This is a genomic window from Campylobacter sp. Cr9, from assembly GCF_020138295.1.
Classification (GTDB): Bacteria; Campylobacterota; Campylobacteria; order Campylobacterales; family Campylobacteraceae; genus Campylobacter_E.
On the sequence record NZ_JACGBH010000001.1, the window covers coordinates 167,707 to 189,005 of the forward strand.

General features: G+C 29.0%; 21 protein-coding genes and 2 tRNA genes. 16 read left to right on the forward strand and 7 right to left on the reverse strand.

Translation table 11 applies throughout. The features are described from left to right. From AVANS14531_RS00890 to AVANS14531_RS00930, 9 genes are all read left to right on the forward strand, one after another. Nucleotides 1–1,071 (forward strand): GGDEF domain-containing protein, encoded by a 1,071-nt coding sequence (locus tag AVANS14531_RS00890; protein WP_239817349.1) that lies wholly within the window; start codon nucleotides 1–3, stop codon nucleotides 1,069–1,071. Continuing rightward, nucleotides 1,068–2,138, forward strand: a complete 1,071-nt coding sequence (locus AVANS14531_RS00895) for a GGDEF domain-containing protein (protein WP_336610973.1) — start codon at nucleotides 1,068–1,070, stop codon at nucleotides 2,136–2,138. The genes AVANS14531_RS00890 and AVANS14531_RS00895 overlap by 4 nt, the downstream gene beginning before the upstream one ends. A 52-nt stretch (nucleotides 2,139–2,190) precedes the next feature. Then, nucleotides 2,191–2,267, forward strand: a tRNA-Arg gene (locus AVANS14531_RS00900). 4 nt (nucleotides 2,268–2,271) lie between these two features. Then, nucleotides 2,272–2,356, forward strand: a tRNA-Leu gene (locus tag AVANS14531_RS00905). A 126-nt stretch (nucleotides 2,357–2,482) separates the two neighbouring features. Further along, nucleotides 2,483–4,039: an AbgT family transporter gene (locus tag AVANS14531_RS00910; protein ID WP_239817351.1), complete on the forward strand. Its 1,557-nt coding sequence runs from the start codon at nucleotides 2,483–2,485 to the stop codon at nucleotides 4,037–4,039. Between the two features lie 3 nt (nucleotides 4,040–4,042). Beyond that, nucleotides 4,043–5,245, forward strand: a complete 1,203-nt coding sequence (gene pepT, locus AVANS14531_RS00915) for a peptidase T (RefSeq protein WP_336610974.1) — start codon at nucleotides 4,043–4,045, stop codon at nucleotides 5,243–5,245. Between the two features lie 82 nt (nucleotides 5,246–5,327). Then, complete coding sequence (locus tag AVANS14531_RS00920) at nucleotides 5,328–6,197, forward strand: hypothetical protein (RefSeq protein ID WP_336610975.1); 870 nt, start codon at nucleotides 5,328–5,330, stop codon at nucleotides 6,195–6,197. Nucleotides 6,198–6,636: 439 nt separating this feature from the next. Then, entirely contained in the window at nucleotides 6,637–9,030 is a 2,394-nt protein-coding gene (locus AVANS14531_RS00925; RefSeq protein ID WP_336610976.1) for a molybdopterin-dependent oxidoreductase, read from the forward strand. Between the two features lie 3 nt (nucleotides 9,031–9,033). Continuing rightward, nucleotides 9,034–9,615 carry a hypothetical protein gene (locus tag AVANS14531_RS00930; RefSeq protein ID WP_336610977.1) on the forward strand — a complete coding sequence of 194 codons (582 nt, stop codon included), beginning with the start codon at nucleotides 9,034–9,036 and terminating at the stop codon, nucleotides 9,613–9,615. A 92-nt stretch (nucleotides 9,616–9,707) separates the two neighbouring features. Here the strand turns inward: AVANS14531_RS00930 and AVANS14531_RS00935 are convergent, their stop codons facing one another. After that, nucleotides 9,708–10,433, reverse strand: coding sequence for a pyrroline-5-carboxylate reductase dimerization domain-containing protein (locus tag AVANS14531_RS00935; protein WP_336610978.1), 726 nt, complete (start codon nucleotides 10,431–10,433; stop codon nucleotides 9,708–9,710). Beyond that, nucleotides 10,433–10,840, reverse strand: a complete 408-nt coding sequence (gene fliW / locus AVANS14531_RS00940; RefSeq protein WP_239817393.1) for a flagellar assembly protein FliW — start codon at nucleotides 10,838–10,840, stop codon at nucleotides 10,433–10,435. Before fliW ends, AVANS14531_RS00935 begins: the two co-directional genes overlap by 1 nt. A gap of 82 nt (nucleotides 10,841–10,922) precedes the next feature. Here fliW and bamD point away from each other — a divergent pair, with 82 nt between their 5' ends. Further along, entirely contained in the window at nucleotides 10,923–11,585 is a 663-nt protein-coding gene (gene bamD, locus AVANS14531_RS00945) for an outer membrane protein assembly factor BamD (protein ID WP_336610979.1), read from the forward strand. Between the two features lie 37 nt (nucleotides 11,586–11,622). Here bamD and glsA read toward each other — a convergent pair whose 3' ends face one another. Then, nucleotides 11,623–12,534, reverse strand: coding sequence for a glutaminase A (gene glsA / locus AVANS14531_RS00950; protein WP_336610980.1), 912 nt, complete (start codon nucleotides 12,532–12,534; stop codon nucleotides 11,623–11,625). A gap of 294 nt (nucleotides 12,535–12,828) precedes the next feature. Between glsA and AVANS14531_RS00955 the strand changes: the two genes are divergently transcribed. From AVANS14531_RS00955 to AVANS14531_RS00980, 6 genes are read left to right on the forward strand one after another with little or no spacing between them, the layout of a single operon-like run. Then, nucleotides 12,829–14,316, forward strand: coding sequence for an FAD-dependent oxidoreductase (locus AVANS14531_RS00955; RefSeq protein WP_336610981.1), 1,488 nt, complete (start codon nucleotides 12,829–12,831; stop codon nucleotides 14,314–14,316). Further along, entirely contained in the window at nucleotides 14,317–14,661 is a 345-nt protein-coding gene (locus AVANS14531_RS00960; RefSeq protein WP_336610982.1) for a cytochrome c3 family protein, read from the forward strand. Next, nucleotides 14,658–15,170 (forward strand): cytochrome c3 family protein, encoded by a 513-nt coding sequence (locus AVANS14531_RS00965; protein ID WP_336610983.1) that lies wholly within the window; start codon nucleotides 14,658–14,660, stop codon nucleotides 15,168–15,170. The genes AVANS14531_RS00960 and AVANS14531_RS00965 overlap by 4 nt, the downstream gene beginning before the upstream one ends. Then, the gene (locus AVANS14531_RS00970) at nucleotides 15,170–15,829 is read left to right on the forward strand and encodes a response regulator transcription factor (RefSeq protein ID WP_239817387.1); all 660 of its coding nucleotides are present in this window, start codon (nucleotides 15,170–15,172) and stop codon (nucleotides 15,827–15,829) included. Before AVANS14531_RS00965 ends, AVANS14531_RS00970 begins: the two co-directional genes overlap by 1 nt. Further along, nucleotides 15,792–17,417, forward strand: a complete 1,626-nt coding sequence (locus AVANS14531_RS00975) for a sensor histidine kinase (RefSeq protein WP_336610984.1) — start codon at nucleotides 15,792–15,794, stop codon at nucleotides 17,415–17,417. Before AVANS14531_RS00970 ends, AVANS14531_RS00975 begins: the two co-directional genes overlap by 38 nt. Continuing rightward, a complete protein-coding gene (locus AVANS14531_RS00980; protein ID WP_336610985.1) occupies nucleotides 17,410–18,648 on the forward strand; it encodes an FAD-binding protein in 1,239 nt (412 codons plus the stop codon). Before AVANS14531_RS00975 ends, AVANS14531_RS00980 begins: the two co-directional genes overlap by 8 nt. Here the strand turns inward: AVANS14531_RS00980 and thiD are convergent. Genes thiD through thiM form a run of 4 tightly spaced genes read right to left on the reverse strand, consistent with a single transcriptional unit; the run spans nucleotide 18,643 to nucleotide 21,292 of the window. Beyond that, a complete protein-coding gene (gene thiD, locus AVANS14531_RS00985; protein WP_336610986.1) occupies nucleotides 18,643–19,401 on the reverse strand; it encodes a bifunctional hydroxymethylpyrimidine kinase/phosphomethylpyrimidine kinase in 759 nt (252 codons plus the stop codon). The genes AVANS14531_RS00980 and thiD overlap by 6 nt on opposite strands. After that, nucleotides 19,370–19,924, reverse strand: a complete 555-nt coding sequence (locus AVANS14531_RS00990) for a hypothetical protein (protein WP_336610987.1) — start codon at nucleotides 19,922–19,924, stop codon at nucleotides 19,370–19,372. The genes thiD and AVANS14531_RS00990 overlap by 32 nt, the downstream gene beginning before the upstream one ends. Continuing rightward, nucleotides 19,900–20,514 carry a thiamine phosphate synthase gene (locus AVANS14531_RS00995; protein WP_336610988.1) on the reverse strand — a complete coding sequence of 205 codons (615 nt, stop codon included), beginning with the start codon at nucleotides 20,512–20,514 and terminating at the stop codon, nucleotides 19,900–19,902. The genes AVANS14531_RS00990 and AVANS14531_RS00995 overlap by 25 nt, the downstream gene beginning before the upstream one ends. Then, a complete protein-coding gene (thiM, locus tag AVANS14531_RS01000) occupies nucleotides 20,498–21,292 on the reverse strand; it encodes a hydroxyethylthiazole kinase (protein ID WP_336610989.1) in 795 nt (264 codons plus the stop codon). Before thiM ends, AVANS14531_RS00995 begins: the two co-directional genes overlap by 17 nt. Nucleotides 21,293–21,299: the final 7 nt, after the last annotated feature.

A 21,299-nucleotide genomic window follows, 5' to 3' on the forward strand; every position in this document is an offset into this window, starting at 1 on the left:
ATGAATGACATTAGAAAAATAGACAATATTAAGCAAATCGTTAAAATTACAATGATTTTGCTTACACTAACACATACAACTTATGGAACTATATTTTACTTTTTAAATATTCATGTAATGGCTAAAGTAAAAATTATTGAAGCTTTAATTGCTTTAATATTTACGATAATTACTTTTAGATTTGATAAATTTCATAATATTGCAGTTTATTTTACACATCTTTCAATTTTAATATCATGCTCAATTTGCACTTATATATTAGGTCAAGGGTATGGATTTTTAATAGTTATGATGACAATACTATCACTTGGATATATTCATGATTTTAGAAACTCAAGATACCCTTTTATTATAGGTGCTTTTGAAGTAATACTAGTATTAGTTGTTTTATGTGTAACTAAAGATATTCCTAATTATGAAAGTGAATATAAGACATTTTTTTATGTTTTTAATGTTGTTAATATGGCTTTAGTTGTTATATTTTATTCAAGCTATACAAATAGTATAGATGAAAACGAAGCAAGAAATCTTGAAAAAGAAAATCTTAAATTACAAAATAAAGCTGATTATGATTATTTAACTAGTATTTTAAATCGTCGTGCAATGAATGAGATACTAAAAACTTATCATAGTTATTTTCAAAAAGATCAAATCCGTTCAATGGCTATTGTCTTAGGTGATATTGATAATTTTAAAAGCCTAAATGATGAGTGCGGACACAATTTTGGAGATATTGTTTTAAAAAATACAGCAAAAATAATTAAAGACAAATTAGCAAAAAAACAATCTCATTATGTTTCAAGATGGGGTGGAGAAGAGTTTTTAATATTTATAACAGGTTCTGGAATAGATGAGTGTGAAGAATTAATTGATGATATAAGAAATGAATTTTCTAATTTTACACATAAAGATGGCTACAATGCTAGGAAAACTACAATTACATTTGGAATATGCTATTCTTTAAGAGTTGAAAGTATTGATTATATGCTATCACAGGCAGATAATGCGCTATATCAAGGCAAAAAAAGTGGTAAAAATAAAGTAGAAACCATAGTTTTAGGACAAATATGATTAATTTTTTAAAAAGAAAAGAAGAGCTGATTAAAGTATTACAAGTAGAAAGAATTATAAAAGCTCTTTTAGTGTTTAATTTAGTTTATGCTTTAATTATGCTAATTAATGATATACCTTACTTATTTTTATCATATTTTATGCTATCAGGATTGTTTTTAATATCCTTAGTTTTTGTCAAAAGCAATAATTTTAACGCTTGTGTAGCTGTTGTCTTTTTTGCTGCTGTTGTATTTTCATCAAGTTCTATTTATTATCTTGGGTGGGGATATGGATTTGAATATTATATTTTACCTATGATTACTTATTGCTATATAGGAATTTATTCAAAAAGATGGATAATTTATATAATTGCAACTCTATCTTTAGCATACTATTTAACTATGTATTATTTATTTTGTGTAGAAAATTATTCCTTGGAAGTTCCACTTCATCTATTTAAAGATAATGCTAAATTTGTATTTAAATGTATTAATGCCTTTGTAGTATGCTCTATTTTCATACTAGTATCAAATGTTCTAAGAAAACAAATCTATATTGAATTAGAAAATAGACAAAGCTTAAATAAAAAGCTAGATAAAAGTGCTAATTTTGATTATCTTACAAAGCTTATGAACAGATGGTGTTTTCTTGATAACATAGAAGACTTGGTTATTACTGATAAAGTTGGCATAGCTTTAATTGATATAGATTTTTTCAAAAAAGTAAATGATAATTACGGACACAGCATAGGTGATGAAGTATTAAAAAATTGCGCAAACCTTATGAAAAAACATTTTGGAGAACATACGGAATTAATTTGTAGATGGGGTGGAGAAGAATTTTTAGTATTAGCCTACAATGTATCAGAATATGATTTTGAAAATACTTGTGAAAACTTTAGAGCAGAATACGGAAATTCTATATTTTCAGTTGAAGGGCTTAAATCAAGTGTTAGCATAGGTTTTGTCTATGTAGAGAGCAGTTTTGCAAGCAATATTTTAGATGAATATATTACAAAAGTTGATAAATGCTTATACGAAGCAAAAAATACAGGAAGAAATAAAATTATTAAAAACATAATATAATTTAAGCAAAAATTAATTTTATTAAGATAATATACAGCTTTTATTTTTAGATGCGTTCATAGCTCAGCTGGATAGAGCAACGGCCTTCTAAGCCGTAGGTCAGAGGTTCGAATCCTCTTGGGCGTACCACTTAGCGGATGTGGTGAAATTGGCAGACACGCCAGACTTAGGATCTGGTGCAGCAATGCGTGGAGGTTCAAGTCCTCTCATCCGCACCACTTCTAATTCCGATTTCAAATTCTGTTACCAAAAGTTACAATTTAACATAAAATTAACATTATTTTTTGCATAAAACTAGAAAATATAGTAACATTGAAGCTTTTATTTTCTTAAAAGGAGCTTTAATGGTAGAAAACCAACAAATTAAGCGAAATGGATTTGAAAAAATCTTACACAAAATTGAAGTATTAGGAAACAAATTACCTGATATTACAATTTTATTTTTAATTGCATTTTTTATTGTAATGCTTTTAAGTTTTGCTTTAAGCTTTATTGATTTTTCTTATGTTCACCCAGTAAGTCACGAAAAAATCGTAGTGAAAAATATGTTTGAAATGCATAATTTAACTGAACTTATCGTAAGATTAGGCGTTAACTTTATAACATTTCCTGCTTTACAATTAGTTTTAGTTGCAACTTTGGGTGTAAGTATTGCCGAAGGAAGTGGGTATATTAGAGCTTTACTTATCAAAATGATAGGAATTGTTCCAAAAAATATCGTTGTTCCTGTTGTTATTATTATTTCTATAATTTGCCACATAGTTTCTGATAGTGCTTATGTATTCTTAATGCCAATTGCAGCTGCTATGTATTATAGTGCGGGTCGTCATCCAATAGCTGGAATTACAACTTCATTTGCTGCTTTAGCAGGCGGATTTAGTGCTTGTTATATTCCAAGTGTTGTTGATCCACTAATGCAAGAATTCACTCAAAAAGCTGCAAGAACGATTGATCCTAGCATTGATATAAATGTTTTATGTAATTATTTTTTAAGTATTTTTTCAACCTTTAGTGTAATTGCTGCATGTTGGTTTGTAAGTAGCAAAATAATTGAGCCTATGCTTAATAAAACTATGCCTATTGATAGTGATTGCAAAATTGCACATTTAGAAAACGAAAAGCTTACAAGTATTGAAAACAAAGCTTATTGGGGTGCAACTTTAACATTTATATTTATGGCTGTTGTTTTATTTGCTGTATCTATTCCAGAAAACTCAGTTATGCGTGGAAGCAACGGCTCACTTACTAGTGCTGATGCTGCTTTAATGAAAGCTATTGTTCCTTTAGTATTCTTGTTCTTAGCAATTCCTGGCTATGTATATGGAAAAATAAGTGGCTCAATCAAAACTTCAAGCGATTTATCAAAAATGGCTGCAAGTAGCTTAAATACTCTAACAACATTTATAGTATTTTGTTTTGTTTGTGGGCAATTTTTATATGTATTTAATACATCAAACCTTTCAACATTATTGGCAATTTCAGGTGCTGAATTATTAAAGAGTATGAATATGCCTTCAGTTTTCACCGTTTTAGGGGTTATTATATTTACAAGCTTTTTAAATATATTTGTTACATCGGCAACTTCAAAATGGGCAATTTTGAGCGTAATTTTCGTTCCTATGCTAATGCTTTTAGGAATTAGTCCAGAGCTTACTCAAGCAGCATATAGAACAAGCGATAGTGCGGTAAACGTTATGACACCGATGTTTCCATTCTATCCATTAGTTATAAGCTATTGCCAAAAATACTACAAAAAAACCGGAGTTGGAACGCTAAGCTCATTAATGCTACCTTTTGGTATCGCGTTATGGATTGCACTTGTAGGAAGCTTATTTATTTTCTGGGCTTTAGGTATTCCATTAGGATTTGAATCTACATATACTTATGATTTTAAAGGCTAAGTTATGTTAGTTGAAGATTTTTTAAGATATGTAAAAATTTCGTCGCAAAGTGATGCTAGTAAGAGTAATACTCCTACTAGCCAAGGTCAATTAGAGCTTGCAAAGGTATTAAAAAGCGAATTAGAAAGCTTAGGACTTAGTGAGATAAAGCTTAATGATAATGGCATTTTAACGGCTCTTTTAGAAGGTGATAAAAGTAAAACTAGCTTAGGCTTTGTAGCTCACCTTGATACTATTGATGTAGGACTTAGCCCTATTGTAAAACCTCAAATATTAAAATTTGAAGGCAAAGACTTAGACTTAGGAAATGCTATCTTAGAAGTTAGCAAACGCCCTGAGATTAAGCAATACTTAAACGAAGATATAATTTTTAGCGATGGCTCATCTGTTTTAGGTGCTGATAACAAGGCTGCAATTGCTGTTATAATGAACCTTGTAAAAACTCTTAAAACAAGCGAAATAAATCATCCTGATATTTTCTTAGCTTTTGTTCCTGATGAAGAAATAGGACTTTTAGGCTCAAAACAGCTTAATTTAGATGATTTTAGAACAACTCATCCTTATACGATTGATTGCTGCGAAGTTGGAGAGCTAATGTATGAGACATTTAACGCTGCTAGCGCGAAGCTTAATATCGTTGGAGTATCGGCTCATCCTATGAATGCTTATAAGGTTATGCTAAATCCAACCTTGCTAGCAAATGAGTTTATAAATCTTTTTGATAGATTACAAACTCCTGAAAATACAAAAGATAAAGATGGCTATATTTGGATAAATGAAATGCATTCAAATCAAAATGAAGCTAATGTGTATTTAAATATTCGTGATCATGATAAAGTGAAATTTGAAGAAAAAAAGGCTTTCATTAAAACTTGTGTTGAGTTTATGCAAAATAAATACAAAAAAGCAAGCTTTACATTAGAAATGAGCGATACTTATTACAACCTAAAAGATGCTTTAAATGATAACAATAAAGATAGTTTAGATAAATTATACGAAGCTTTTAAAATGTCAAATGTGGAAGCAAAAACAATTGCTATGCGTGGTGGAACAGATGGAAGTGCTTTAAGTGTTAAAGGGCTTTTCACTCCAAACTTTTTCACAGGAGCGCATAATTTTCATTCAAGATTTGAATTTTTACCTGTAAAATCACTTGAAAAATCTTACGAAGTAGCATTAAACCTAGTAAAGCTATATTCAAAATAAGAATTTGAAATAGGAATTTAAATCCTATTTCAACTTCAATCACTCACATAAATTATAAATATTTATACATAAAGGAGTTTTTATGAAATATATAGTTTGTTTATTATTAATATGTAGTAGTTTATTTGCCTTTAGCGATGAAGAATTAATAAAACAATTACCACAAAATATACAAGATAATATAAAAAAAAGCTATACAGACAAGGGCATTAAAAGCCCATTTATAGAAAACTACAGAAAATATGCTAAAGAAAATCAAAATATAAACGATTACCATAAGATGATTATAGATAATACTAAAGATATAAACTATGTCTTAAGTGAAGATACTATTAAAAAATATTTTAATAAAACAAAGGGTTATACACCTTTTACAAGTGATTATATTAAAAAGGAAACAGAACAGCATAATTTAGTTTTTAATGCAGAAAAACAATATAGCGATTATGTAGATAAAGCTTTTTATACAGGAGAAAAAGTTTTAAGTGCTGATGAATGGCTAGAAAAAAGAGCTTATAAGTTAGAGAATTTAGGTTCAAAATTACAAAGCTATTATGCAATGCTTAATGCGATAGATACCAAACAAAGCTATGAGAAAAACGCAAAAGAGCTAGGGTTTGATTTTACTAAAGAATACTTTATAAATACAATGCTATCATCTCATTTTAATGAATATGAATTAAGTAAAAATGCAAAAAATGAAATAACAGCAACGGACAAAGCCTTAGGACTTAGTGCAAATGTAGGCGATATAGAAAGCTTTAATTATTACACTTTAAAGGCGTTTGTTTTAAACTATCTAGCGAGTATTTTAGGGCTTATAATAGGCATAATTCTATGCGTAAAATATAGGGATAAAAAATTAATCTATATAAGTCCATTTGTATTATTAGCTTTAGGTTTAGTGATTGATTATTATGTAATCGGAATAAAATTACTTAAATATGTGTAAAAAACCCTAGCAAAACACGGCTAGTTTGCTAGGGTTAGGTGAATTGCTTTAAGCTTAGGCTAAGCCGTGCTTCACTATAATTTGTTTAAGATGTTTAAGAATGGTTACTTAGAACTTTTTTAAGGTTCTAAGTAATGCTATGATTAAAACGATTAAAACAATAGTTTCTCCCATATTACCACCTTTCCACCCTAACAGCCTAAGGCAAAAAGCAAATGACATTATAAATTAATTTTTATTAAAAAGATTTTAAATAAATATTTATTCTAATAAACAAAATAAAACTATAAAAATTCTAAAATATTTTTTTAATACAACAAACACTTCCTAATTCCTATTTCAAATTCTATTATTCCAAATCAGATAAAAATAACCTTTTAACTTACTTATAACGTAAGTTAATTAAAATGTTCCCTTATTATTTTACAAAGGAGAAATTATGGCAATTTCAAGAAGAACTTTTCTTAAAGGTTCAGCAGTTGCAGCAGGTGCAATCTCTAGCCCTATAAGTGCTGCTACAAACTTTTATGATATTAAAAAAATCCCACACGCTACACATTTTGGTGCATTTACCGCAGATGTAAATAGCGAAGGACAAGTAATCAACCTTACTCCACACGAAAGCGACAAAAATCCAAGCGTAATTACAAAAGCTATTATTGATAGAACATATTCTGATACAAGAATTAAATATCCTTGCGTTAGAAAAAGCTTCTTAGAAGGTAAAAATCGCCCAGATTTAAGAGGTCGTGAGCCTTTCGTTCGTGTAACTTGGGAAAAAGCACTTGACTTGCTTTATAAAAAATTAAAAGAAACAAAACCTGAAAATATCTTCAACGCTAGTTATGGTGGTTGGGGTCATGTTGGCTTACTACACAACTGCAACGCAGTAGCAGGTAGATTTTTTAACACCGTTTTAGGTGGAGCAATAGGCACTGATGGCGAATATAGTAACGGAGCAGCTGGTAGAGTAAATACTGCTATCGCAGGTGATTTGGAAGTTTATAGCCTACAAACAAACTATGAGCAAATGATTAAAAATTGCGAAGTTTATGTAATGTGGGGTTGCGATATTTATAAAGACAATCAAATAGATTATAAAGTAGCAAATCGTGAAAACGATGAGTGGCTTAAAAAATATGCAGCATCAAATATTAAGTTCATAAACATTGACCCACAATGCACAAAAGCTGCAGAAATCACAAAAGCAGAATGGATAAAAATCGTTCCAAATACTGACGTAGCAATGATTTTAGGAATGTGCCATTATCTATATAAGAGCGGAAAATATGATAAAGATTTCATAGCAAAATATACAGATGGATTTGATAAGTTTTTACCATATTTATTAGGAAAAACTGATGGTGTTGAAAAAACTCCTGAATGGGCTGCAAAAATTTGCGGTATTGATGCAGCAAAAATCAAAGAACTTTGTAATTTATTCGTTAGTAAAAGAACATTCCTAGCAGGTAACTGGGCAAATCAAAGAGCACATCACGGAGAACAAGCTGACTGGGCTATCATAACTCTTGCTTGTATGATAGGACAAGTTGGACTTGCTGGTGGTGGATTTGGATTTTCTATGCATTATTGCTCAGCTGGTGGAGCGTTTAGTGGTGCATTACTTCCTGTTGGTCTTCCACAAGGAAAAAATAATATTAATATAAATATTCCTGCAAGCCGTGTAAGTGAAGCGATTTTAAATCCAAATAAAACTATTAATTTTAAAGGTAAAACATTCACATATCCAGAAATTAAAATGTTCTATGTTGCAGGTGCAAGTGTTCTAGGACATCATCCAAATACAAATGAATTGGTATATGCTTTAAGAAAGCTTGATACCGTAGTAGTTCATGAACCATGGTGGACACCAATGGCAAAAATGGCTGATATAGTAATCCCTGCTACAACTACACTTGAGCGTGATGATATAAGCTTTGGTGGTTCATACTCACAAGATTGGGTTTATGCTATGAAAAAAGTAATCGAGCCTGTATATGAAAGCCGCAATGATTACGATGTATTCTACGAATTAGCAAAGAGATTTGGCGAAAGAGAATTAGCTAAGTTTAGCGGTGGTAAAAAAGATCATTTAGAATGGATTAGAAGCTTTTATGAAAAGAGCGATTGTATAAATGAAATGGAATTTGATGAATTCTGGGAAAAAGGCTCACTTCACTTTAAAGCTCCAAAAGAAGCTTATGAATATGTTCGCCACGCTGATTTTAGAAAAGATCCAGTAAATAACAAACTAGCAACAGAAAGTGGAAAATTCCAAATCTATTCACAAAAATTTGCTGATTATAACCTACCTGATTTCAAAGGTCATGTAACTTGGTTTGAACCAGCTGAGTATTTAGGAAATAAAGATTTAAGCAAAAAATTCCCATTCCACTTACTAAGCCCACACCCAAGATATAGAATCCACTCTCAACTTGATAACACTTGGATAAGAGATTTATACAAAATCCAAGGTCGTGAGCCAGTAGTAATTAACACAGAAGATGCTAAAAAACTTGGCATTAAGCACGGAGAAGTTGTAGAAGTTTATAACAATCGTGGAAGATTACTTGCAGGTGCTTATGTAAGTGATAATATTAGAAGTGGCGTTATAGCTATTCAAGAAGGTGCTTGGTATGATCCAGAAGATGACAAAGACAACGCAAGATGTAATCAAGGCCATGTGAATGTGCTAACATCTTCAAGACCAACTTCGCAAATGGCACAAGCAACAAGCGTAAATACATGCTTAGTAGCTATTAAAAAACTTGATGCTAACGAAGTGGTAAAACCATATAAAAACATAACACCACCAACTATTATAGGAGCGTAAAAAATGAAAAAAATTATAGGACTTAGTTTAGCAGCTGCATCATTATTTGCTTACCAACCTGATTATAAGCAAATATTTTTACCAACTCCTGCAAAAACAGAAGCGGTAAAGCAAGTTTTTGCAAAAGATGTAAGATTTATCTTAGATGAAAAAGTAGCAATGCTAGATGATAATAAAAAAGAAATAGGAACAATTTTTGAAGGCACTCAAGTAAAATTACTAGAAACTAAAGGCGATTTAAGTAAGGTTAGCGTTGTAGGTGAAGTTGTAGGAGATAAATTAGCTTTTAGTAAAGATGGAGAATTTATTTACCTAGTTAGCAAAAGCGCTAAGCCTGAAATGAGCTTTTGGGTAAAATCTAGCTCTTTAACAAGCGATAAAGATGCAGCATTTGAAGGCGTTGAAGTATTTTATTATGATTCATGCACGAGTTGTCACGCAGCTCATGCTCCTAGCGAACACGCACTTGATGAGTGGGACGCATATTTAGGTGCAATGCAAATGAATGCAAAAATCACTGATGAGCAAAAAGATAGAATATTACGCTACATGCAAGCACATTCAAGTAACGGTGCATTTAAATAAAACTTATAGGAATTTCTTTTGAAATTCCTATTTCAAATTCTCTTAATTAAAAGTAAAACATATTAGGATTTATAGGTTTTATTAAAGATATATTAAACTCCAGCGCTTTCTTTAATAGCTTTTATGAAAGCACTTCTTATAGCCTTGTCTTCTAAAACATTTACGCCTTTTATACTAACTCCTGCAGGAGAGCAAACGCCTTCTTTAATAAGTGCGGGATGATTATTTACGATTAAACTCTCAAAGCTAGAAAATAAAGCTTTTGTTAATTCATAAGCTTTTTCGTTTTTAAGCCCTATGCTAAGCCCACCATTTGCAATAGCTTCAGCAACTAAAGCTAAAAAAGCAGGAGCACAGCCATTAATAGCCATTGCTAAGTTTAATTCCTTTTCGCTTTCGCATTCAATTGCACTTCCAAAAGTTTGAATTATTTCTAAAGATTTTTGAAAATATTCATTATTTTTATTTCCTATATAAGTGGTGCAAGATTTGCTATATTCTGCTGCTATATTTGGCATTATTCTTAGATAGTGTTTAGCGTTTATTTTTGTTAATTCATTTAGCGAAACTCCAGCTAAAGGACTTATTATTATTTTTGCGGTTTGTTCTAAGAATTTATTGCTAATTTCATCAAGATTATATGGTTTAAAGCATAGAATACATATCTTATCATTTATATTAAAATCATCATAATGAATTGAGTTTTCGCAATTATTTTTGTTTCTAACTACAAAAATAATTTGATATTTTTTGCTTAATCCTTTAGCAATGGCTTTAGCCATCTTGCCATTGCCAAGGATATAAATGCTTTCTTGCATTATTTAAGTTCTTCCATATTTTGTTGCAAGAAATTTTTAATTTTTTCTGTTGGATGATAGAAAGGATATTGATTTGGATCTAAAATAATTTGAGCCATAGTTTTGTTATCGTAGTTTAAAATAACAGGAGCTAGCATATTTATTGTAGATTCTTCAACGCTTTTATTTAAGATTAAAATATTATAAATTTCAATATTTGAATTTGCTGTAACTTCAAGCAATGCTTTATAAGATAAAGGCATATCAAATTCATATTGCTTACAAATTGTATAAGGATTTAACATAGTAAATGTAAAACCTTTGCCATCAACGCTCTTAAGTCTTGCAAAGCAATCATACATTTTTTCTAATTCAACCTTAGTTGTATCTTCAAAACCTAAAATAGGCATTTTAACATCAAATATCATGATTTCTCCTTTAAAAAATTAATGTAAGTATATAATAAATATTTAACATTAGAACTTATAATCGCCGCTTAAAGGAAAATAAATGAAAAAACTTAATATTTTTTTACTAATCTTATCATTATTATGTTTTAGCGCTTGTGCTAGCAAGAAAGAAATGTTTGATGATTACAACTTAAGCGATAGTGCTTGGCTTGAAAAAATCATAGAAAGTGTGAAGAAAAACGATTTAGAAAAGGCTGATAGCGAGTATATTTCACTTTATAGCGAACATATTAATAGCCCACTTTTAGCAAGTGCAATGCTAATTCTTTCACAAGCTCACGCTAAAGAGCATGAATATTTATTAGCAAATTATTATATTGATGAATACATTAAATTATATGGAAATTCTAAGAATTACGAATGGCTTAGTTATCTTAAAATTAAGAATAATTTTAATGCTTTTTCTTTGCCTAATAGAAATCAATATTTATTAAATGAAACTTTAAAAGAAATTGATGCGTTTTTATTTACGAATAAAAACTCGCAATATTCTCCTTTAGTAAATAGCATAAAAACTAAATTAAACCTAACAAAATTAATGTTAGAAACTGATATAAGAGATTTATACAGAAGAATGGGTCATGATATTAGCGAAAGTGTTTATGATGAAAAGATAAAAAACAATGAGCTAAACGATATAAAATATATAAAACCAAGACTTCCATGGTATAGAAAACTATTTGAAAGTAGCTATGCTTTATAATTAATTCAAATTCTTTTTAAGAATTTGAATTAGGAATTTAAAATATTGATAAATCAAGCGTATTAGATAAAGCTTCTAAAATCCTTACCCCACCTATTGAATTACCTTTATTATCAAGTGAAGGTCCGTATAAGCCAATTCCTAATTCTTTAGGTACTAGCGAAACCATTCCACCACCTACGCCACTTTTGCAAGGAAGCCCAACCCTTAGAGCAATCTCACCTGATAAATCGTAAGTTCCACAAGTTAGCATTAAGCTTTTTATTATTTTTGCAATCTTTTTGCTAATTACTTGCTTACCATCTTTAAAGCCATCGTTTGCCAAGAATAAGCCTAATTTAGCAAGGCTTTGTGTGTTTGCTAAGATTGAGCATTGCTTAAAATATACTTCTAAAGCCTCTTCTACATCGCCTTCTATTATTCCATCATTTTTCATAAAATACGCTAAGGCTCTATTTTTATTACCTGTTTTGTTTTCGCTTTCATAAATTTCATTAGATAAACACGCTGTTTCATCGTCACAAATATAGCGAAAAAACTCAAGCACTCTATTAAATTTCTCATTAGCGTCTTTACCTTTAATAGTTGATGCAACTGCAATTGCACCTGCATTTATCATAGGATTAAAGGGCTTTTTTGTATTTGAACTCTCTAACTTCATAATAGAATTAAAAGCATCTCCACTAGGCTCAACCCCAACTTTAGAAAATACATATTCATAACTATTATCAAGTAATGCAAGCATTAAGGTTATTATTTTTGAAACACTTTGAATGCTAAATCTAGTTTCATAATCTCCTGCACAATAAATATTATGATTTTTATCAATAACACAAACACCTAAAGCATTTATGTTAGCTTTGCTAAGTTCAGGAATGTAGTTTGCTAACCTTCCTTGTCCTAAAAATTGAATATTATCTTTTACTAATTTTTCTAATAATTGCTGCATATTAAACCTTTAATTTTTTGTTGTAATTATAAGGCAAATTCGCATTAATTTTAAATTCTATTTCGCAATTCTTTTTATTTTTTTTGCCACTTTATTGCCACAAAGTGTTTTTATAATTTACTTACAACTTATTACAAAAAATATAAAATTTTTGTTTTTATAATTATTAAGTTGTATAACATCTCTCTTTAAATTATGTAAAAATAATTCCTAATTTTTGTTAGGAATTATTTTGCCACTTTTTTGCCCTTTAGTTTTTTTAAAATTGCTTGATTTTTTTAAAAAGGAGATTTAATGCTAAATAGAAGAAATTTTATCAAAGCAGTTGCAGGGACTACAATCGCAGTTCCTAGTATTTTAAGCGCTAATGAAAGCGTTAAAAAAGATATTAAATTTGATGAGATAGCAGATGTAATCATCGTTGGAAGTGGCGTAAGTGCTCATATATGTGCTGCATATTTGGCAAAAAATAAGGTAGATGTTTTAATGATTGAGAAAATGGATAGAATGGGTGGAAACTCAGTTCTTTCTCAGCAAGATTTTGCTGTGCTTAATTCAGATTTACAAATTAAAGCAGGTATAAAAGATAGCGAAGAATTATTCTTAAACGATTTAAACAAAGCTGGAGCCGGATATAATCACTTAGAACATTCTTTAAGAATTATAAGAAATTCAAATGAAGCTTATGAGTTTGCAAAAAGCTGTGGGGTTAAATACGCTGATAAGCTTAAGTTTTTAGGCGGACATAGTGTTGCTAGAAGTGTTGAAACTATCGGTGGTGGCGGTGCTTGTATAAAGGCATTGCACGAGTTTTTCTTAGCAAATAGAGGAAGATTTAAAAACGAAACTAAAAGCGATGAAATCATTCAAGATGAAAATGGCAAAGTAATAGGCATAAGTGTAAGAGAAAATTATAGATTTAATAGAAACCTAGCAAATGATGATAGAGAGAATTTAAGTGGAGTTAAGAAAAATTACAAAGCAAGACTTGCAGTAGTTTTTGCAACTGGTGGATTTAGCCGTGATGTTGAGTTTAGAAGTATAGTAAATCCTAGATTAAGACTAGCAAAAAGCCCTTCAAGTTTAGGTCAAACTTCAGGTGCATTAAAGCAAATGCTAAAAATCGGAGCAATTCCAACTCAATTAGCACTTAGTAGATTTTCTTTTGGGATTCCAACGGAGGATTTAATTTATGGAATTATGGTTGATGTAAATGCAAAAAGATTTTTAAACGAAGATGGCGATAGACAAGGCTTATCAAATAAAATCCTAGCACATATGGAAAAATTAAATACCACAAGCTATCCAACTATTATTTTTGATAGCACAGGTTTTGCTAATTCGCATGACCCAAACAGAATGCAAAGTTTCATAATAGCAGGAAAGATGAAGAAATTTGATACATTAGACGAACTTGCAAATCATTTTAAACTAAATAAAGATGAATTATTAAAGAGCATGCAAACTTATGAAGATGGTATTAAAAATAATAAAGATGAGTTCAAAAAAGATTTAAGTAAGATTAAAAACTCTAGCATGAGTAAAGCACCTTTTTATGCAATGACAGCCGCACCTGGGCTTAGTTATACACCGGGCGGTGTTTATGCTGATATAAATATGAGAGTTTTACATATTAGCAATTATGAACCTATAAAAGGACTTTATGCAGTAGGCGAAGCAACAGGTGGTGTTCATGGACAAGCAAGACTTACGAGCTGTTCTATTCCTGATTGTATGACTTCAGGTATTGCTTGTGCGAAAGATATTTTAAAAGGAGTGTAAATGCGAAAATTATTAATGATTTTAATGTTTAGCGTTTTTGCACTAGGTAATGAATTTGTGATCAAGCCACACCATGTTGATGTGAAATTAAAATGCACCGATTGTCATAAAGAAACAAATGAAAAGGATTATAAAGCACTTGATTCTAATGCCTGTCTTACTTGTCATGGGACTAAAGAAAAATTAGCAAAAAGGCTTGATTTTTTAAAGGGCAAAAATCCTCATAATAGTATTCATGATAATGCAAATCTTAATTGTTACACCTGTCATAACGAGCATAAGCCTTCGTTTAATATGTGTAATACTTGTCACAATACTAAAACTTGGATGAAGGAGATAAAATGAAAAAAACTATTATTTTTATTTCATCTATTGTAGTTTTAACTTTAATTTTTGTGTTTTTTTCGCATAAGGCTATTGAAATGACTGGCGATGATAGGTTTTGTGCGAGTTGCCATGTAATGCAGCCGATGAAGGAAGCTTATATTAAAGATGTTCATGGTGGTAATAATAATTTAGGTATTAAAGCAAATTGCGTAGATTGTCATTTGCCACATGATAATATATTTAATTATTTAGGCACCAAAGCTTATAATGGTATTAAAGAATTAAGCATTACTGCTTTAGGCAAGGATAAAGATATTAATTGGCAAGATAAATTAGAGCATAGAAAAGATTATGTTTATGATAGTGGCTGTATGAGTTGCCATCAAGACATAACCAAAGTAAATTCTAAAAACGAAATGCAAAATATTATGCATAAAAGATATTTAGATTACGCAAATGAATTAAAATGTGTAAGTTGTCATACTCATGTAGGTCATGATGGTTTAAGGGGTGAATTAAATAAGTGATGAAAAACTACACTATTTTATATGCTGAAGATGATTTAAATCTAGCAAATCAAGTTATTGATTTGCTAGAACTACTTGATTTTAAAGTATTTTATGCAAAAGATGGCTTAAGTGCTTTAGAAATTATTAAAGAAGAAAAGATTGATATATTATTGCTTGATATTTCTATGCCTAGACTTGATGGTTTAAAATTATTAGAGCAAATTAGACAAAATGATAATAAAACTCCTGCTATTATGATTACAGCCTTAAGTGATTCGCAAACTTTATTAAATGCTGTTGAGTTAAATATCTGCAAGTATTTAGTAAAGCCTTTTGATAGATTAAAACTTGAACTTGCTTTAGATAAAGCGATTAAGCAAATTAATAATTTGGTTAAATTAAGCAAAAATGTGTATTTGGATATGGTTACAAATGAATTATTAGTAAATGATGAGGTTAAAAAACTTAGCAAAAAAGAGTTTTTATTACTTGAAATATTATTAAAAAGTAGCCCAAATATAGTTGATTTTTATACAATTTGCGAATATGTTTATAATGATTATGATGTAAGTTCTGATGCTATTAAATCACTTGTTAAAAACCTTAGAAAAAAGATAAACGATAAAGGAATAATCCATAATGCAAATGCTCGTGGGTATTACATCAAAACTACTTAATATAAGCATTCGTAAAAAAGCCTTTATATTTGTTTTAGCACTTATTGTTTTTGTTTGTATTGTGCTTAATTTTTTATATATTTCTTTACATAAAAACTATTTATTTCAAAGCAAAAATAATTTTAATGATAGATTTGAGTATTTTTATAATGATTTTTTAAATACTTTAAAAAAGAATGCTTTTAGTATTAGTTATGAGTTTAGCTCTAATTTAAATAATTTAAAAAATAATGAAAAATTAGTGAAATTAAATCAACTTTTTTTAAATCTTAGCTCAAACGAAGAGTATTTAAAAGATATAAAATTGTTTTTATTAGATGAGAATATATGCTTTACAAAAGATAAAATTATGCTAGCTTGTAAATACAATAACAATTCAGATATTTTGCTAAGATTTGATAAAGAGCCTTATTATTTAATTAGTTTAAAAATCAATCAAAATTATGCAATGACTTATAAAATCAGTGCTAAAAAACTATTAGATTCTCTTATTGTTCAAGATAATTTCTTAGCAGCATTAAAATACAAAAATGAGTATTTTTACAACGAAGCAAATTGGCAAAATAAAAGCAAATTATTAAAACTAGATGATGATATTATTAGTCTTGATGATAAGTATTTTATAAATAGCGAACTTAAATTAAATAATGATTTTTCAATACTAATTGTAAAAGATATTACAAAAGAATATATCCATCATCTACAAATCTCAAAGAAGATTTTTATAATAAGTTTGGTTTTAATATTAATTGCTTTTGTTTGTGTGTATTTTGTCTTAGGATTTTTAATAAATAAACTTTTAAAAACAGAAGAGAAGTTAAGAAAATTAAATGCTAATTTACAAAGCGAAATTGATTTAGCTGTAAATACCATAAAAGACAAATTAGAAGAAAATAGACAAAAAGAACAAATGCTAAATCATCAATCAAAACTAGCAGCATTAGGCGAAATGATAGCTTGTATAGCTCATGAATACAGACAACCACTAGCAACCTTAGGTGCAATTTCAAGCTATCTTGAAATAAGCCTTGAAAAGAACAAAATTGATGATAAATTTAAAAATAAATTAAAAGAAATAAACCCTATTTTAAGCTATATGTCAAAAACGATTGATGATTTTTATGATTTTTTTAAGCCAAAAGATGAGAAGCTAGATTTTTATATTTATGAAGCTATTAATAATGCTATTACGATTTGTAATGCGAGCCTTAAAAGAAATGGAATAATTGTGCTTTTAAAACTTGATGAAAGTATTAAAATAAACTCTTATAAAAATAATTTATCTCATATATTAATTAATCTTATTACAAATGCAAAAGATGCTTTAAATAACAGCAAAAATCCTTTTATAATCATTAATTTGTATTCTTACAAAAATAGTGTTTATATTAGCATTAAAGATAATGGCGAAGGCATTAAAGATGAGTTAAAAGAAGATATTTTTAAGCCTTATTTTAGCACCAAAGGTGGCTCAGGACTTGGGCTATTTATGATAAAAAATATTTTAAAAAAGGATTTAAACGCTACAATTTTTCTAAAAAATAGAAAAATCGGAGCACATTTTTGCATTAGGATAGATAATGAATGAATTATTTTGCTTAATTGTGGGCGGTGGGCTTAGTGGTCTAGTGTTAGCTAATTTATTAGCCGATGAAAATATTTTACTAATTGAACAAGACGAGCAATTAGGCGGAGTAACTAGCTATATGAATTTTGCCGCATCAAATACTAGCTTTCAAGCATTAGCAAATATAAAAGATGATAAATTTTATGAAGATTTAGTATCTTATTCGCCTAATTATTCGGACTTTTCTATGCTTAAGGTCTTAAGCGAAAATTCATCACTTGCAATAGAGCTTTTGCAAAGTTTTGGCGTGGAATTTGAATTCGGAATTAAGAATAGTTTTAATCATCAAATTCCAAGAGAATTAAGCCCTTTAAAAGACGCTAAACAAAGCGTTATAAATCCACTCATAAATAGATTAATTAGTAAAAATGTAAATATTTTAACAAAGGCGAAATTAGTTGATTTTAAAGACAATTTTGCAAGTATTTTATATAAAGATGAAATCTTAAAAATAAAGGTTAAAAATATAGCCTTTTGCACGGGTGGCTTTTCAAATGATAAGGATTTTATAAAAATCCATTATCCACTAGCATTTTATGCTAAAACTCTAAGCAAAAACAATGCTAATTCTCTTAAAATTATGCTTAAAAATAGTGCAATTCCAACTCAGCTTAGCTTAATGAGGTTTGCTTTTATTTTACCTATGGAGATTTTTAAATATGGGATTTTGATTAATTCAGATTTTAAAAGATTTGTTAGCGAAGATAAAGGAAGGCAAGAATTAGCAATAGCTATTTTAAACGAGTTTAAGCAGGGTAAAAAAGTAAAATTACTTTTAGATAGTCATGGAATAAATTATATAAATAATATAAGTAATTTTAAGAAATATTATTCTTTAAAAGACATTGATGAAAGGCTTATTAGTGTTGTAAATGATTATAATTTAGGCATTATTAATAGAGTTGATGAGTTTGGCAAAAACTTAAATAATATCGCTATAAAAGAGATAAAAGAAAGCTTGTTTTATTTATGTGATGTTGATGTTTATTTAAACTATACTTTAGGCGGGGTTAAGTCTAATACGAACGCACAAATTATTGATATTAATACAAATAAAGCAATCGATAATATGTATGTAATAGGAGAAGCTAGTGCAATGTTTGGCGAAGCAAGGCTTAGTGGGGTTGCAAGCACAGCTTGTGTTGTATTTGCTATGAACGCAAGTAAAACAATGCTAGAAAATAATTTATAAAAAATGATTTAGCAATTTAACATGAGAATTAAAAGAAAAACTATTTTTTAAGGCATTACTTACATAATCTTTTGCATTTTTACAAGCTATTTTAATATCTTCATTTAAAGCCAAATTACAAGCAATTGCCGAGCTTAGAGTACAACCCGTGCCGTGAGTTGTGATATTTTTTATTTTTTTGCTTTTAAAAATAGTAACTTCACCATTTTCGCTTAAAAAATCACTCGCATTTAAATGCCCACCTTTTAATAAAACCTTGCATTTTAGAGCTTTTTCTAAACTTCTTGCTGCATTTATTGCCTCGTTTTCATTTGTGATTTTTTCTCCTAATAAAACTTCAGCTTCAAATAAATTTGGAGTAATTAAATAAACATTTTTTGCAAAATCTTTTATAGCATTAATCGCCTTTTCATCAAGTAATCTTGCACCACTTGTAGCTACCATTACAGGGTCTAGCACGATTTTTTTGTAACCTAAAAGGGTGTTTTTAACACAATTTATAATTTCTTCATCATAAAGCATTCCGATTTTTATGTAATCTATCTCGCATTCATCAAAACAAGCTTTAATTTGAGCTTTTATAAAATCTGCATCAACCCTTAAAACGCCAAAAACCCCGCTAGTATTTTGAGCAGTTAGGGCTGCAATTACGCTCATTGCATACATTTTATGAGCTTGAATTGTCTTTATATCAGCTTGAATTCCTGCTCCGCCTGAACTATCACTTCCAGCTATACTTAATATCTTTTTCATTTAATTCTCCTATGTTTTTAATGTTTATTTTTGCATTTTCGCAGTTTATTCCAACGCTAAAAATATCGTTTTTATTAGCTAAATCAATTATTTTAAGGCTATCATCAATTAAAATAAATTTATTAGTATTTAGCTTATTCATACAAGTTTTTAAAGCTATTTGAGTAGTTTTTAAATATTTTCTTTCATCTTGAATGAAAGCAAATTCATCTAAAATATCAAATCTTTTTAAAACTAGTTTTGCAAATGGACTAGCTGTGTAAATACACTTTTTATAAGCTTTAAATTTGGCTAAAAAATCATTTACACCTATACATAAATTAGCTTCTTTGCTATAAAAATCAATGCAAATTTTAATGATTTTTTTACTTAATTTAGCTTTGTTTAATTCATCAATTTTTTTAAGCCCATCATAAAAACTTAAATCATCTAAATTATATCCATTAGCTAATTTTTGCCAAAAGCCAACGCTATCAATAATTACGCCATCAAGGTCAATTATAAAAGAGAAATCTTTTTCCATAATTTTTCGCAATTTGCTTTATAATTTTGATTTTCATAAATCGCACTTATGCAAGCTATATTTTTTATTTTAAATTCTTTTAAATTATCTATATTTTGATAATTTAATCCTCCTATTGCAACTTTAGGAATGTTTATTTCTTGCATTATTTTTATTAGGTCATTTTTGCTTAACATTTTTGCATCTTTTTTAGTATTGCTCTCATAAATTGCTCCAATGCCTAGATAATTCGCCCCTAATTTTAAGCCTTTTAACGCTTCTTCATAATTACTTGCACTTATTCCTAAAAACATATTTTTTGGTATTTTTAGATTTTTGTTTATATCGCTTTGTCCTAGATGAATGCCATCAGCATTTAGCCTAATTGCAAGGTCTAAATCATCATTTATTATTAAAGCTACTTTTTTTATTTCACTAAGATTTTTTAATTTTAAAAGCGTATCAAGGCTATAATTTTTTGCCTTATTTCTTACTTGAAAGCAAGTTACATAATCAAATAAAATCTCACAAATATCTAATAATTCATCTTCTTTAATGTATCCATCATCACTAATTGCATAAAATCTTAAAATCTTATCTAAGTTTTTCAATTTTTATCCTTTCTTTTATAGTAGTTCCATCAATTTTGCTTAATTCATCAATTAAATGCATTTTAAACGACATAGTGCCATTTGCTTTAGTTTCGGCTATTTCAGCGCTTATGTTAAATGCACTTATGCCTGTGATTACGGCGTTTAATTTATCATCATTTGCACCCACAAAAACTGCTAAGATATTTCCTAGCATACAACCTGCACCTGTGATTTTTGTCTGCAATACTGAGCCATTGCTTAGCATAAAAACATTTGTTTTACTGATAATAAAATCATTTTTACCTGTAATTACTAGAATTGTTTTGTGTTTTTTAGCAAAATCAATATATTTTTCTAAATCATTTGGATTTATTTCATCACTACTATCACAACCACTTGTATTTAATGTCTTATTTACTAGATAATTTATTTCACTGGCATTGCCTTTAATTACGCAAAAATTTATATTTTGCATTAAATATTCACATAAATTATTTCTTGCATTACTAACTCCTGCTGCAACTGGGTCAAAAACTATTGGAATGTTTAATTCATTTGCCTTTAAGGCTGCATTTTTATGGGCTTTTATTAGATTTTTGTTTAACTGCCCGATATTTAGCAAAACCGCATTACTAATTGCAACAATTTCGCCGACTTCTTCATAAAAATCTCCCATAATAGGTGAGCTACCAAGGGCTAAAATAGCGTTAGCTGAGTCGTTTATAGTTACATAATTTGTAATGCTTTCTACTAAAGTTTTACAATTTCTTGTATTTTGCATAATAATTTCATACATAAAACTC

Excerpts from the sequence above, each read along its gene's own strand:
- AVANS14531_RS00890 (WP_239817349.1), top strand. The coding sequence starts at position 1 with ATGAATGACATTAGAAAAATAGACAATATTAAGCAAATCGTTAAAATT.
- AVANS14531_RS00895 (WP_336610973.1), top strand. The coding sequence starts at position 1,068 with ATGATTAATTTTTTAAAAAGAAAAGAAGAGCTGATTAAAGTATTACAA.
- AVANS14531_RS00910 (WP_239817351.1), top strand. The coding sequence starts at position 2,483 with ATGGTAGAAAACCAACAAATTAAGCGAAATGGATTTGAAAAAATCTTA.
- pepT (WP_336610974.1), top strand. The coding sequence starts at position 4,043 with ATGTTAGTTGAAGATTTTTTAAGATATGTAAAAATTTCGTCGCAAAGT.
- AVANS14531_RS00920 (WP_336610975.1), top strand. The coding sequence starts at position 5,328 with ATGAAATATATAGTTTGTTTATTATTAATATGTAGTAGTTTATTTGCC.
- AVANS14531_RS00925 (WP_336610976.1), top strand. The coding sequence starts at position 6,637 with ATGGCAATTTCAAGAAGAACTTTTCTTAAAGGTTCAGCAGTTGCAGCA.
- AVANS14531_RS00930 (WP_336610977.1), top strand. The coding sequence starts at position 9,034 with ATGAAAAAAATTATAGGACTTAGTTTAGCAGCTGCATCATTATTTGCT.
- AVANS14531_RS00935 (WP_336610978.1), bottom strand. The coding sequence starts at position 10,433 with ATGCAAGAAAGCATTTATATCCTTGGCAATGGCAAGATGGCTAAAGCC.
- fliW (WP_239817393.1), bottom strand. The coding sequence starts at position 10,840 with ATGATATTTGATGTTAAAATGCCTATTTTAGGTTTTGAAGATACAACT.
- bamD (WP_336610979.1), top strand. The coding sequence starts at position 10,923 with ATGAAAAAACTTAATATTTTTTTACTAATCTTATCATTATTATGTTTT.
- glsA (WP_336610980.1), bottom strand. The coding sequence starts at position 12,534 with ATGCAGCAATTATTAGAAAAATTAGTAAAAGATAATATTCAATTTTTA.
- AVANS14531_RS00955 (WP_336610981.1), top strand. The coding sequence starts at position 12,829 with ATGCTAAATAGAAGAAATTTTATCAAAGCAGTTGCAGGGACTACAATC.
- AVANS14531_RS00960 (WP_336610982.1), top strand. The coding sequence starts at position 14,317 with ATGCGAAAATTATTAATGATTTTAATGTTTAGCGTTTTTGCACTAGGT.
- AVANS14531_RS00965 (WP_336610983.1), top strand. The coding sequence starts at position 14,658 with ATGAAAAAAACTATTATTTTTATTTCATCTATTGTAGTTTTAACTTTA.
- AVANS14531_RS00970 (WP_239817387.1), top strand. The coding sequence starts at position 15,170 with ATGAAAAACTACACTATTTTATATGCTGAAGATGATTTAAATCTAGCA.
- AVANS14531_RS00975 (WP_336610984.1), top strand. The coding sequence starts at position 15,792 with ATGCAAATGCTCGTGGGTATTACATCAAAACTACTTAATATAAGCATT.
- AVANS14531_RS00980 (WP_336610985.1), top strand. The coding sequence starts at position 17,410 with ATGAATGAATTATTTTGCTTAATTGTGGGCGGTGGGCTTAGTGGTCTA.
- thiD (WP_336610986.1), bottom strand. The coding sequence starts at position 19,401 with ATGAAAAAGATATTAAGTATAGCTGGAAGTGATAGTTCAGGCGGAGCA.
- AVANS14531_RS00990 (WP_336610987.1), bottom strand. The coding sequence starts at position 19,924 with ATGGAAAAAGATTTCTCTTTTATAATTGACCTTGATGGCGTAATTATT.
- thiM (WP_336610989.1), bottom strand. The coding sequence starts at position 21,292 with ATGTATGAAATTATTATGCAAAATACAAGAAATTGTAAAACTTTAGTA.